We start from the raw sequence: 12,176 nt of genomic DNA on the forward strand, positions 1-12,176 counted from the left end.
GTCATCTCAGCACGCTGCGCACCAGCCGGGCCGCTCGTCTCACCTTCGGCGGTGCCACCTTGCGCGCCAGCGGCTGTACGAGGCGTGCCGTCACGCCCACCGGTGTCCACCGCACCTGGAGACGGCCAGGGTTGCGGCCTTCCGGTTCCACCGTCACCTGGTGGGGCGCGGTGCCCGAGCGGTAGCCGACGCGGGCGGTGAGGGCCGGGAAGGCGAGCGGCGCCAGCAGGAGCGAGGTGTGCGCGAGGCCGTTCTGTTCGAGGCGGAGCAGCGGGTGACGCACTCCGTCGAAGCCCTGCAGCGGCGGGGCGGCGGCCACGAGATCGAGGTGGACGCGCCCCTCGAAGACGCCGGGGCGGACCGGGAGCAGCCGGAAGGGGACCGTGAGCCGCCGGCCGGGGGTGAGCAGGAGACAGGCGCGCTGCGGGCCGACGGCCAGCCGCAGCCCCGGGTCGTAGGTGCGCACGGCCAGGTCGAGCGAGGCGCCGGGCCCCGGGGTCAGTTCGACGATCTCGTGGCGCAGCAGTGCGCCGGGGAAGGGGCGGGTGTCCAGCTCCAGGTCCGTGACGTCCAGTTCACGGCGGGAACGCGGGCCCTGCGCGACCGTGTCCCCCCAGTAGGTCCGGCCCTGCGCGTCCGCGGTCACCGTCCTGGGGGCCACACCGTGGCCCAGCCCCCGGGCCGCCACCCTGACCTGCTCGGTACGGCCCTCGCGGACCAGTTGGAGGACCACCCGCTCGGCCCGCGGGAGCCGGGCGTACGCGCCCGGCGCGAGCGTCGCCAGATACGGGTTCACGATCTGCGCGAACGACTCCAGCCATGCGTCGTCCCGGTAGGGCAGGTCTCCGGCGTACATGCGGAAGTCGTGCTTGAGGAACTTGTAGTCCTTGTCCTCGCGCAGCGACTCGTGCCCGCTCTCGGCCAGGAAGGTGTCGATCAGCCGCTGCACCCGGATGCGGTCGGCGACGTTGCCGAGCTTGTGCCGCTGGTTGGAGATCGACCTCGGCCCCGAGTCCGCGTACGGCTCGATGTACCAGTGGTAGACCTGCTCCGGGATGATCGTGAACTCCTTGGCGAGGCAGTACGCCTGTGCCGTGAACAGCTGGTCCTCGTAGTGGATGCCCTCGGGGAAGCGCAGGCCGTGCCGGTCGAGGAAGGCGCGCGCGTACATCTTGCTCGTCGACAGGTGCTCGAACAGCAGCCGCGGGTCGGCCTCGATGCCCTCCACCGTGCGGCGCCGGTCGACCAGATGGGGCATCCAGGTCGAGCGGCGCCCGGTGTCGATGCGCACCCGCTGCACGGCGCCCATCGTGAAGTCGACCTCGCGCTCGCGGTGGGCGGCCAGCAGCAGCTCGACTGCGTCGGCCGGAAGCTCGTCGTCGCTGTCCAGGAACATCAGGTACGGGGCGCGGGCGATCTCCAGCGCGCGGTTGCGCGGGGCGCTGCACCCGCCGCTGTTCTCGGGCAGCCGCAGGTACAGGATCCGCGGGTCCTCGGCCGCCAGCCGGCGGGCCACCTCCGGGGTGGCGTCGGTGGAGTGGTCGTCGCTGATGATGATCTCGATGTCGGCGTGCGTCTGGCGGCGCAGCGAGGCGACGGCGCGCGGGAGGCGCTCGGCGTCGTTGTAGACGATCACCGTGACCGTGACATCCGGGGTGTCGGGCGTGTCGGGGGCCTCGGGGGTGTCGGCGAGGTGAGGGGCGTCGGAGGCGGCCTCGGGTGTGGTCATCGGGCGTCCGCCTCCTGCGGGGTCGGGGCCGGCGTCCGCTCGTCGACGGGGACCGGCCGGGGCAGCGACTGCTCGCTCTCGCCGAGGAAGACCCGGCGTACGACCCGCTCGGCGGCGCGTCCGTCGTCGTACTCGCAGAAGCGGCGCCGGAAGGCGGCTCGCGCCTTCGTCGCGCGTTCGTCGCGCCAGGCGTCCGAGGCGAGGATCTCGGTCAGTTCCTCCTGGGTGCGGGCCACCTGGCCCGGCGCCTCGGCCGTCAGGTCGAAGTAGACGCCCCGGGTCGTCGCGTACGTCTCCCAGTCGTCGGCGTAGATCACGACCGGGCGGTCGAGGTTGGCGTAGTCGAACATGATGGACGAGTAGTCCGTGACCAGCGCGTCGGCGGCCAGGGCGAGTTCCTCGACCGGGTCGTAGCAGGAGACGTCGATGATGCGCCCGGTGCGGCGCAGGCCGGCCAGGGGCGACGCCGCACCGCCGTAGAAGTAGTGGCCGCGGACGAGCAGGACGGTGTTCTCGCCGAGCCGGTCGGCGAGGGCGGCGAGGTCCAGGCGCGGGGTCCAGCCGGCCTCGTAGTCGCGGTGGGTGGGGGCGTACAGGACGGCCCGCCGGCCGGGGGCGATGCCCAGGCGTGCGCGGACCGCGCGGACGTCCGCCGCGCCGGCGGTGTAGTAGACGTCGTTGCGCGGGTAGCCGTGGTCCAGGGAGACGTAGCGGGCCGGGTAGGCGCGCTCCCACATCCGGGTGGAGTGACTGTTGGCGGAGACGCTGTAGTCCCACTTGTCGACACGGTCCAGCAGCGCGGCGAAGTCGATGCCCTGCGCGGCGGCCGGGAAGCGCATCTGGTCCAGGCCCATGTGCTTGAGCGGGGTGCCGTGGTGGGTCTGCAGGTGGACCGCGTCCGGGCGTTTGATCACGGCGTCGGCGAAGTTGACGTTGTTGACCAGGTACGCGGCGCTCGCCAGGACGTCCCAGTAGCGGGGGGTGCCGGGGACGACGTGGTCCGTGCCGGGCGGCAGCAGCGCGGCGTTCGCCGCCGACACCACCCACACCTGGTGGATCCGCGGGGCCAGCTCGGTGAGCTTGGCGGCGATCGCGGCCGGGTTGCAGGCGATCCCGCGGTTCCAGTAGGCGGAGAACACCGCGAGACCGGGGTCGGCCGGGCGGCCGAGCGCGCTGCGGTAGCGGTGGTCGCGGAACTTCGCGCCGATCCTGCGGCTCTGGGTGCGCACGGCCGATCTGGCCGTGCGGCGCGTGCGGTTGGCGGCCTGGAAGGCCCGGTACCTGGTGTACGCGCCCTCCTCCAGCAGGGCACGGCGTACGCCTTCGAAGCCGGCCGGGCGCTGGTGGCGCTCCGGGCGCCCGCGGACCGCGGCGAGCGAGGCCCGCCGGAAGAACTCCCGTGCCACCGCCTCCGGCATCGGGGAGCGGGCGAAGGTGCGCAGGCAGTCCTGGACCATCACGTCGTACAGCACGGCGTGCGCGCCGGGGCGGTCCGGCGCGGTACGGGCGAGGAGCGACTCGTAGCGGTCGATCACGGCGTAACGATCCTGCGGGGTGGCCAGGGGGAGGCTCTCCGGGCGCGGTTCGCGGTGCTCGTAGGCGATGTGGGGCAGGCAGGCGACGCGCCCGGCGTGCAGCAGGGTGGCGTAGGCGGCGAACGGCTCGTCGTCCGTGCCGAGGTCCTGCGCGTGCGCCCGCCAGAAGTCGGCGCGGACGGCCCGGTTGCCGAGGAGCGGGGCGAGCCGCAGCAGCTGCGGGGCCTGGTCCAGGACGACGGCGGTCGGGCCCGTGCGGGCCAGCAGCAGACCGTCCGGGGAGGGCGCCCCCGTCGTCTGCCAGGTGGAACGGACGTGGTCGAAGAGCAGTACGTCCACCGGGTCCGGTGCCGCGGTCAGTTCGGCGGCCCGTTCGGCGACCGTGTGCGGGGCACCGGCCGGCAGTCCGTCGCCGGCGCGGACGAAGTGCAGCCAGCGCCCGGACGCCCGCGCGGCTCCCGCGGCCCTGGCCTCGGCGTCCCCGGTGCCGGCCGGCAGGGGCAGCACGGTCAGCTCGGACGCGTGCCCCTGGGCGGTCTCACGGGCCCAGTCGCCCACCGCGGCGACGATCACCTCGACGTCCGGGAGCGGATGGGCGGCCAGGCCGTCGAGGAGGGCGGCCAGCCGGCCCTGGGTGTTCGGGCCGTGGACGATGACGCTGAGCTCGGGCATCGCGGTGGTCTCCTTCGCGTGGGTGACCTCTCGTCGTCGTCCGCCTTGTCGTCGGCCGGGCGCACCTTTCTGGACATATTGGCACTGATCTGATGAAAAGGTTGAAAGTGGTTGCTGTGGCGGCGCGATTAGCCCGAATGATCCGGACGCCGGATGTGCCGGGGCCCGGCCGCGGTCGTGCCGTGCGCCGGATACGCCGAGGCCCGGCCGCGGTCGTGTCGGGTGTCACGATCGTGGCCGGGCCGTCGCGGTCCGGATCAGGAGTGCAGGGCGACCTTCTGCTGTCGCAGCTCGGCCTGCGTCTCCCGCAGCGGCCGCGGCGCCTTGCCGTTGCCGTTGGTGAACTCCTCGTACTGGTCCATGACCTCGTCCGTGGGCCCGTCCATGAGGAGCTCGCCGCGCTCCAGCCACAGCACGCGGGTGCAGGTGTCGCGGATCGCCTTGGCGCCGTGGCTGACCAGGAACACCGTGCCGGCCTCCTTGCGCAGCTCGCGGATGCGCTCCTCGGAACGCCGCTGGAACTTGCGGTCGCCGGTGGCCAGGGCCTCGTCGATCATGAGGACGTCGTGGTCCTTGGCGGCGGCGATGGCGAAGCGCAGCCGGGCGCCCATGCCGGAGGAGTAGGTGCGCATCGGCAGGCTGATGAAGTCGCCCTTCTCGTTGATGCCGGAGAAGTCGACGATCGACTGGTAGCGCTCCTTGACCTCCTCGCGGGACATGCCCATGGCGAGACCGCCCAGGATGACGTTCCGCTCGCCCGTGAGGTCGCCCATCAGGGCCGCGTTGACGCCGAGCAGGGAGGGCTGGCCGTCGGTGTAGACCCGGCCGGTCTCGGGCGGCAGCAGGCCGGCGATGGCCCGCAGCAGGGTCGACTTGCCGGAGCCGTTGGTGCCGACCAGGCCGATGGCCTCGCCCCGGTAGGCGACGAAGGACACGTCCTTCACCGCGTGCACCTTGCGCACGCCCGCCGCCTTCTCGGCCTTGCCGCGGCGCAGGATGCGGTTGAGGGCGGCGGTCGCGGTGCCGCGGCCGGCGCCGGTGCCGTTGATCCGGTAGACGATGTTGACGCGGTCGGCGACGACGGTGGGGATCCGCTCGCCTGCGGAAGTCGGGGAAGTCGGGTTCTCAGCCACGGCCGTACGTCTCCTCAGCCTTCCAGAAGTAGATGAAGCCACCGACGCCTGCGAGCACCGCCCAGCCCGTCGAGACCAGCCACACGTGCGGCGGGAGCTGGCTCGCGTGGAAGCTGTCGATCAGGGCGAAGCGCATCAGGTCGATGTAGACGGCGGCGGGGTTGCACTGGAGCGCCGTCATCGCCCAGTGGGGCAGATCGTCGTGGCTGAGCACCTTCTCGATGCTCCACATCACGCCGGAGACGTACATCCAGGTGCGCAGGATGAACGGCATCAGCTGCGCGATGTCCGGCGTCTTCGCGCCCATCCGGGCCATGACCATCGACACACCGGTGTTGAACACGAACTGGAGCGCCAGGGCGGGCAGTACCAGCAGCCAGGACATGCTGACGGGCACACCGAAGCAGAGCAGGATGACGATCAGCGCGACCATCGAGAACAGCAGCTGCTGGAGCTGCTGGAGGCAGAAGGAGATCGGCAGGGCCGCCCGCGGGAAGTGCAGGGCCCGTACGAGGCCGATGTTGCTGGAGATCGCCCGGGTGCCCGCCATGATCGAGCTCTGGGTGAACGTCCACACGAACACACCCGTGACAAGGAACGGCACGAAGTCGGGGACACCGTGCGAGGTGCCCAGCAGAATGCCGAAGATGAAGTAGTACACCGCCGCGTTGAGCAGCGGGTTCATCACTTGCCAGAGCTGCCCCAGCTTCGCCTGGCTGTACTGTGCAGTGAGCTTGGCGGTGGCGAAAGCACTGATGAAGTGGCGTCGCGCCCAGAGCTGGCGGATGTACTCCGACAGGGAGGGGCGGGCACCACTGACCGCGAGGCCGTGGCGGGCGGCCAGGGCCGAGAGGTCGTCGTCGGCCGGGACCGGGGTGGGGGGCGGTGTGTGGAGGACCTGGCTCACATCCGCTGCTTTCGTTCGGGGGAGGGGGTGGGTGCGTCCGGCCGGGAACCGGGGCCGTCGCCCGTGGTTTCCCGACGTTTTTCTGTGCATTTACTCACGTCGGGACGGCACCGTATCGTCGCAACGTGAGCGTAGGACGAGTTGGCGTCGGAACGCAACCGTTTCGTCGTGACGACCTACGCGAGGACGAGACCGTATCGACGCCGGGCCGATACATTTCGTGGGCAAGGGGCGGCAGGAGGGGACGGGTGTCGTGAGGACGGATCCGTTGCGCCGCCACGCTTTGCGTGGGGACGGGACCGTATCGTCGTAACGCCCTATGCTGTTCGGCATGACGACGAACGCCGAGGAGTCCCAGACGCGTCCGCGCCGCCGCACCCCGGCGGGAGCCGCCGTACTCCGCGAGGATGTGACGGAGGCCATTCGCGCGGCCGTCTTCGAGGAGCTCGCGGCCGTCGGCTACGCACGGATGTCGATCGAGGGCATCGCCCGCCGGGCTGGGGTCGGCAAGACGGCGGTGTACCGCCGCTGGCGCTCCAAGCTCCATCTCGTCCTCGACGTCGTCTCGGCGATCGCCGTGCAGGGCCTGCCCACCCCGGACACGGGGTCCCTGGAGGGCGACCTGCGCCTGCTGTACGAGATGACCTCCCGGGCGCTGCGCCACCCCGTGGCCTCGCAGATCATCCCGGACCTCCAGGCCGAGGCGGCCCGCAACCCCGAGATCGCCGAGGCCGTGCAGAACACGCTGCGCGAGGGGCAGGAGGGCGTGGCCAGCGGGATCGTCGCGGCGGCGAAGCGGCGCGGCGAGGTCCGGTCGGGCATCGACGAGGAACTCGCCCTCGACCTGATCTCCGGCCCGCTGTACTGGCGCTCGGTGGTGATCCGCAGCCCGAAGCTCCCCAAGGGATACCTGGGCGCCCTGGCGCGGGCGACCACGGCGGCACTCAAGGCCCTCTGATCCGCCCGGCGGCACCCCCTGCCCCGCGCGCGGTGCCGCTCTCAGACGATCAGCCGGCGCAGCCTCGCATGGGCGACCGAGACGATGCCCCCCGCTCCCGGAGCCAGCCGCAGGGCCAGCGCCCCGGAGTGGGTGGCGTAGGGCTGCACGAGGACGACGGCGTGCCGGGCGCTCACCACGGCGCGACGGCGCAGCAGACCCGCGCCCCCGACGGCGTGCGCCGTCGTCTCGCGGCTCGCGCCGTCCGCGAACAGCACCCGCAGCCGCAGGTCCCAGGTGCCCGTGCCGTACGCCGCCAGCGCGGCCAGGTCCACGGCCGTCTCCGCGGTCCAGGTGCCGTCCGGGGCGGGTGCGAGCGCGGCGGTACGGCGCCACCGGGCGTCCCCGGTCCGCGTGGCGCCGGCCCGGCCCGGCGCACCGTCGCGCGGCCGCCACTCCACCTCCAGCGCCTCGGGCCCCGCCGCCGCCATCCGGCCGTACAGCTCGTGCAGGCGCAGCCGCAGCACGGTGCCCCGCGCGCGGGGCCGCAGCCCTGCGTCGACGGCGACCGGAAGGAGCCGGACCGGGCAGGTCAGCAGGGAGTCCAGGGTGACCCGGGGGAGGTCGGCGGACCAGACGGGCGTGCCGTCGGCCGCGCGCGCGTAGGGCGGCAGCAGACGTGCCGGGCGGGCGGCCAGTTCGCCGAGCCGGGGCAGGTCGCGCGGTCCGGGGGAGGCCAGGACGACCTGCGCGAGGAGACGGCCCGGGGCGGCGGGGCGGGGACCGAGGTCGGCGGCGTCGTAGGTCGCGAGGTACTCCCGGGTGTGCGCCCACCAGTCGCGCCGGTACGACTCGTCGCGCAGCCCCAGTTCGCGCAGGTACAGGCGCAGCTCGTGGTCGAGGAACTTGGCGCGGGCCGCCCGCGCGAGCTCCTTCTGCCCGGCGCCCAGCAGGATCTCGTGGGCGGCCCGGCTCGCCCGGGTGCGGGCCCGCCAGTTTTCGATGCCCGCGCGGTCCAGGGAGATCGACAGCCGCTCGGCGGACCGGCGGACGTGCCAGACGTACACCCGGTCCGGGACCAGGACGATGCGGGGGTCCGCGGCGAGCACGCGCGCGGTGAACACGAAGTCCTCGTAGCGGAAGCCGCCCTCGGGGAAGCGGATGCCGTGCGAGGCCAGGAACGCGGTGCGGTAGAGCTTGTTGACGCAGAGCGTGTCGCGGACCAGCAGGGGGCGCTGCGCCGGGCGCCCGACCACGGCGCGCGCCGTGTACAGGCGCCGCTGCCAGGGCGCCTCGCGCCCGGAGGGCAGTTCGCGGCGTACGCACAGCCCGCCGGCCACCTCGGCGTCCTCCTCGACCGCCGCGGTGAGCAGCGCGTCGACCGCGCCCGGCGGCAGTACGTCGTCGCTGTCGAGGAACATCACGTACGGCGCGGTGACCGTGTCGAGCCCGGTGTTGCGCGGGGTGCCGCAGCCGCCGCTGTTGACCGGGTGCCGTACCACCCGCAGCCGCGGCTCCGTCCCGGCGAGGCGGGTGAGCAGCTCGGCGCTGCCGTCGGTCGAGCAGTCGTCGACGGCGACGACCTCACGGACGGCGGGGCCCTGCGCGAGGGCCGAGCGCACGGCGTCGGTCACATGCGCGGCGTCGTTGTGGCCGATGACGACGACGGAGACCTGGTGGGGGGCGAGGGGAGGCATGAGGTCCAGGGGGCCGAGTCGGAGGAGGGGCTTTCGGCGTGCCCGGCACGCCGGGGACGGTCGGTGCGCCCGGCAGGGTCGGTGTGCCCGGCCCGAGGACGGCCGGTGCGTGCGGAGGGCTCCGCAGGGTCGGCGTGCGCGGACCGCCACAGACGGACGAACGACAGGACGGCGGCCGTGGCCAGCAGCCCGTTGCGGACGAGCATCAGCGCACACCCGGTCCAGGTGGAGGCGACGACGTCGCTGTAGTAGAGGGGGAACACGACGCTGCTCACCGCGGTGGCCGCCACGATCAGCCAGGCCACCGGACGCTGGGTGGTGTGCCGCGAGGTCAGGCACACGGCGGCCAGGCCGAGCAGCCAGACCATGTACTGCGGGCTGATCACCCGGCTGGTGGCGGTGAACAGCAGCACGGCGCTCAGCGCGGCGTCGAGCGGAGTCGCCTCGGTCCACCGCCGGGCCCGCAGCCGCCACAGCACCAGCAGCCCGATGGCGACGACGGTGAGGGCGAGCGCGATGTGCGCGACCGTGGTGACGTACGGTCCGGTGAACTCCATCGAGCCGTACCGGTAGTGCACCCGTCCCGGCCAGCCCGCGCGGGTCGCCAGGTTGAGGACCGTGCCGCCGAGGGACTCGATCTGCACGCCCCGGCCGCCCTGCTGCCACAGGAACGCGAGGGGGTTGTGGAACAGCGCCGCGAGGGAGGCGAAGACCACGGCTCCCGCGGCCGCCGCCCAGGTCCACGCCGACCGGGTGGCCCGCCCCCTCGCCACCCCCACCAGCACCAGCAGCGGCCACACCTTCACCAGCGCCGCGAGCGCCGCGATCACCCCGCACACCCGGGGGGAGCGCGACAGCGCCAGCAGCGCGAGCATCGCGAGCACCGTGACCTGGACGTCGTAGCGCGCGAACGGCAGCCGCAGCAGCAGCGGCAGGGCACCCACCCACAGCCCGGCCCCGAGCAGGCTGTGGCCGGGCCGCAGGCCGGTGCGGGCCAGCGCCGCCGTGACCGACGCGTCCGCCACGAGGGTGATGACGACGAACGCCTGGAGGTACGTCAGTCCCGGCAGCAGGCCGGGCGCGAGCAGCACCGCCCCGGCGCCCGGCGGGTACTGCCACAGCCGGTCGTGCGCCGGGAAGGTGCCGTGCGAGAGGACGACGTACCAGTGGTGGTAAAGCCGCCACACCTCCCGCGCGACACGGCCGCCCAGCAGCGGCAGGGAGTCGTGGGCGAGCAGCCACAGCATCAGGGCGCGGGTGACGAGCCAGGCGGAGGCCAGGGGAAGGAGACGGTGGTGACGTGTCATCACGGCGGATCGTAAGCCGGACGAGTGGCTCATTCGAGGTGATACGCCGTCAATACGCAAGAACCATTGATTAATAGTACAAAATTGGTGTCGTGGTGAGCGGAAGGCCGAGGCGCCCGAGCGGCGGCACGGCGGGCGCGGCGGGTGTCCTGGCGGTGGCCGTGCCCGCCGCCGTCATGCTCGGGCTCGGACTGTGGGACCTGGACCGCGGCGGTACCTGGCGCGACGAGGCCGTCACCCTTCAGGTCGCGCGGCGCTCGGTACCGCAGATCTGGCGGCTGCTGCACGGCGTGGACGCGGTGCACGGCCTCTACTACCTGTTCATGCACGCCGTCCTCGTCGTCCCCGGGTCCGGCGTGGTCGCCGACGAGGTCCTGCTGCGGCTGCCGTCCGTCGTCGCCGCGTCCGCCGCGGCCGGTCTGGTGGCGGCGCTCGGCAGCCGGCTGGCCCGGCCGCGGGTCGGCCTGTGGGCCGGGCTGCTGTACGCGATCACCCCGATGGTCGGTCACTACGCGCAGGAGGGCCGGTCGTACGCCCTGGTCGCGGCCGGGGCCGCCGGGGCGACGCTGTGGCTGGCGAAGGCCTTGGACGGGCGGCCGTGGTGGCCGTACGCGGTGTTCGTCGCCGTCACCTGCCTGCTGCACGAACTGGCGGTGCTGATGCTGCCCGCCCACGCCGTGACCCTCGCGCTCGCGCGGGCCGTACGCCGGGAGTGGTGCCGCTGGGCGGCCGCGGCCGGCGGCGCGCTGCTGCTGGTGTCGCCCCTGGCGCTCCTCTCGGGCCGGCAGTCGGGCCAGGTGGCGTGGCTGACGCCACCGGACGCCGGGGCGGCGCAGCGGCTGCTGTGGCAGTTCACCGGCCGCGCGGACTGGGCGTCGTGGGTGTACGTCGGCCTCGTCGTCGTGGCCGCGACGGCGTTGCGGCGCTCGGCGCTGGTCCGGGTGGCGCTGCCGCTGGCGGTGCTGCCGCCCCTGGCCCTGATGGCCCTGTCGCAGGTGCGGCCGATGTACGACGACCGGTACGTGCTGTTCGCGCTGGCGGGCGCGCCGCTGCTGGCGGCCGCCGGAGCCGACCGGGTGCTGCGTGCCGCGGCACCGGGTCTGCCGTACGCCGGCTTGTCCGTCCGGCCGCCCGCCGTCGCCCTCGCGGGCGTGTCCGCCGTCGCCCTCGCGTTCGTCGGGCAGCTGCCGCTGTACCGCCTCGACCGCGACCCCGGCCGCCGCCCGGACAACCTCACCGCGGTCGCCGCGCTCGCCGCGCGCGAACTGGCGCCGGGCGACCCGGTGGTGTTCCTGCCGGCCATCGGGCGGCGCCCGGCGCTGGCGTACCCGCGGGCGTTCCGGCGGGCGCGCGACGTGGCCCTGAAGGTGCCGGGGCCCGCGTCCGGGACGCTGTACGGCGTCGAGGTCGACGCCCCGGTGCTGCGCCGCAGGCTCGACGCCGTCGACCGGCTCTGGGTGGTCGCCGAGCCGTACGCCCTGCGCTCGCCCTGGTATCCGGGCGACCCGGCCGAGCGGCTCAAGCTCACCGTGGTGAACGAGGAGTTCGTCCCCTTCGAGCCGCGACAGGAGTTCGTCAGTGGAAGAACCGTCCTGCGTCTCTATGTACGCCGTCCGGCCCCGGCGGGCCCGCCCCGGACCGGTCGGGGCCCGGCCGGTCCGTTCCCGGGGGGCTGGTCCTCGGCCGGCCCGCCCCGCGTCGCGCCGCCCGCCGGCGGCCCGGCTACGAGCAGCCGGGTGTTTCCTCCAGCGCTGCCGCGTCCAGCGCCGTGGTGAGCCGGTCGAGGCGTTCGTGCAGGTCACGGATCTCGTCGAGGCCGAAGCCGGTCGCGGCGGCGATCCGGCGCGGCACCTGGAGCGCCTGCTCCCGCAGCGCCAGGCCCGGCCCGGTCAGCCGCACCTCCACCGAGCGTTCGTCGCGCGCGCTGCGCTCCCGGGTGACCAGGCCCGCCGCCTCCAGTCGCTTGAGCAGCGGCGACAGGGTGCCGGAGTCGAGACGCAGGAACGAGCCCAGCTTCTTCACCGGCAGGTCGCCCTGCTCCCACAGGACCAGCATCACGAGGTACTGCGGGTAGGTGAGTCCGAGGTCCTTGAGGAGCACGCGGTAGACGCCGTTGAAGGCGCGCGAGGCGGCGTGCAGGGAGAAGCAGATCTGGCGGTCGAGGCGGAGCCAGTTCTCCCCGGTCTCGGCCTCGGTGCTGGGCGTCTGGGTGGGCGTCATGCCCCCAGGGTAGCTCTTGCGAGCCATTGAATTGCGCGC

Annotated in this window: 9 protein-coding genes; 2 read left to right on the forward strand and 7 right to left on the reverse strand. The window is 73.5% G+C overall.

Annotated elements, in window-relative coordinates:
* Position 1 precedes the first annotated feature (1 nt).
* From ACZ7OY_RS00115 to ACZ7OY_RS00130, 4 genes are all read right to left on the reverse strand, one after another.
* Positions 2-1,729 carry a glycosyltransferase family 2 protein gene (locus ACZ7OY_RS00115; protein ID WP_471909294.1) on the reverse strand — a complete coding sequence of 576 codons (1,728 nt, stop codon included), beginning with the start codon at positions 1,727-1,729 and terminating at the stop codon, positions 2-4.
* Positions 1,726-3,936 carry a CDP-glycerol glycerophosphotransferase family protein gene (locus tag ACZ7OY_RS00120; RefSeq protein ID WP_471909295.1) on the reverse strand — a complete coding sequence of 737 codons (2,211 nt, stop codon included), beginning with the start codon at positions 3,934-3,936 and terminating at the stop codon, positions 1,726-1,728. The genes ACZ7OY_RS00115 and ACZ7OY_RS00120 overlap by 4 nt, the downstream gene beginning before the upstream one ends.
* A gap of 257 nt (positions 3,937-4,193) precedes the next feature.
* Entirely contained in the window at positions 4,194-5,069 is an 876-nt protein-coding gene (locus ACZ7OY_RS00125; protein WP_471909296.1) for an ABC transporter ATP-binding protein, read from the reverse strand.
* Positions 5,062-5,976, reverse strand: coding sequence for an ABC transporter permease (locus ACZ7OY_RS00130; protein WP_471909297.1), 915 nt, complete (start codon positions 5,974-5,976; stop codon positions 5,062-5,064). Before ACZ7OY_RS00130 ends, ACZ7OY_RS00125 begins: the two co-directional genes overlap by 8 nt.
* 319 nt (positions 5,977-6,295) lie before the next feature.
* Here ACZ7OY_RS00130 and ACZ7OY_RS00135 point away from each other — a divergent pair, with 319 nt between their 5' ends.
* Positions 6,296-6,934: a TetR/AcrR family transcriptional regulator gene (locus tag ACZ7OY_RS00135; protein WP_152885130.1), complete on the forward strand. Its 639-nt coding sequence runs from the start codon at positions 6,296-6,298 to the stop codon at positions 6,932-6,934.
* Between the two features lie 41 nt (positions 6,935-6,975).
* Here ACZ7OY_RS00135 and ACZ7OY_RS00140 read toward each other — a convergent pair whose 3' ends face one another.
* Entirely contained in the window at positions 6,976-8,610 is a 1,635-nt protein-coding gene (locus ACZ7OY_RS00140) for a glycosyltransferase family 2 protein (protein WP_471909298.1), read from the reverse strand.
* On the reverse strand, positions 8,544-9,917 hold the full coding sequence (locus ACZ7OY_RS00145) for a glycosyltransferase 87 family protein (protein ID WP_471909299.1): 1,374 nt from the start codon (positions 9,915-9,917) through the stop codon (positions 8,544-8,546). Before ACZ7OY_RS00145 ends, ACZ7OY_RS00140 begins: the two co-directional genes overlap by 67 nt.
* Before the next feature lie 92 nt (positions 9,918-10,009).
* On the opposite strand from ACZ7OY_RS00145, the gene ACZ7OY_RS00150 reads away from it, so the two are divergent.
* Positions 10,010-11,692 carry a glycosyltransferase family 39 protein gene (locus tag ACZ7OY_RS00150; protein ID WP_471909300.1) on the forward strand — a complete coding sequence of 561 codons (1,683 nt, stop codon included), beginning with the start codon at positions 10,010-10,012 and terminating at the stop codon, positions 11,690-11,692.
* On the opposite strand, the gene ACZ7OY_RS00155 is transcribed toward ACZ7OY_RS00150, so the two are convergent.
* Entirely contained in the window at positions 11,640-12,137 is a 498-nt protein-coding gene (locus tag ACZ7OY_RS00155; protein ID WP_471909301.1) for a MarR family winged helix-turn-helix transcriptional regulator, read from the reverse strand. The two genes, ACZ7OY_RS00150 and ACZ7OY_RS00155, sit on opposite strands and share 53 nt — an antisense overlap.
* Positions 12,138-12,176 lie beyond the last annotated feature (39 nt).

The sequence above is a fragment of the Streptomyces sp. NPDC107559 genome (assembly GCF_055657365.1).

What these genes read in the sequence shown, in the direction of transcription:
- ACZ7OY_RS00140 (WP_471909298.1), bottom strand. Translation starts at nt 8,610, where the DNA reads ATGCCTCCCCTCGCCCCCCACCAGGTCTCCGTCGTCGTCATCGGCCAC.
- ACZ7OY_RS00135 (WP_152885130.1), top strand. Translation starts at nt 6,296, where the DNA reads ATGCTGTTCGGCATGACGACGAACGCCGAGGAGTCCCAGACGCGTCCG.
- ACZ7OY_RS00155 (WP_471909301.1), bottom strand. Translation starts at nt 12,137, where the DNA reads ATGACGCCCACCCAGACGCCCAGCACCGAGGCCGAGACCGGGGAGAAC.
- ACZ7OY_RS00115 (WP_471909294.1), bottom strand. Translation starts at nt 1,729, where the DNA reads ATGACCACACCCGAGGCCGCCTCCGACGCCCCTCACCTCGCCGACACC.
- ACZ7OY_RS00120 (WP_471909295.1), bottom strand. Translation starts at nt 3,936, where the DNA reads ATGCCCGAGCTCAGCGTCATCGTCCACGGCCCGAACACCCAGGGCCGG.
- ACZ7OY_RS00145 (WP_471909299.1), bottom strand. Translation starts at nt 9,917, where the DNA reads ATGACACGTCACCACCGTCTCCTTCCCCTGGCCTCCGCCTGGCTCGTC.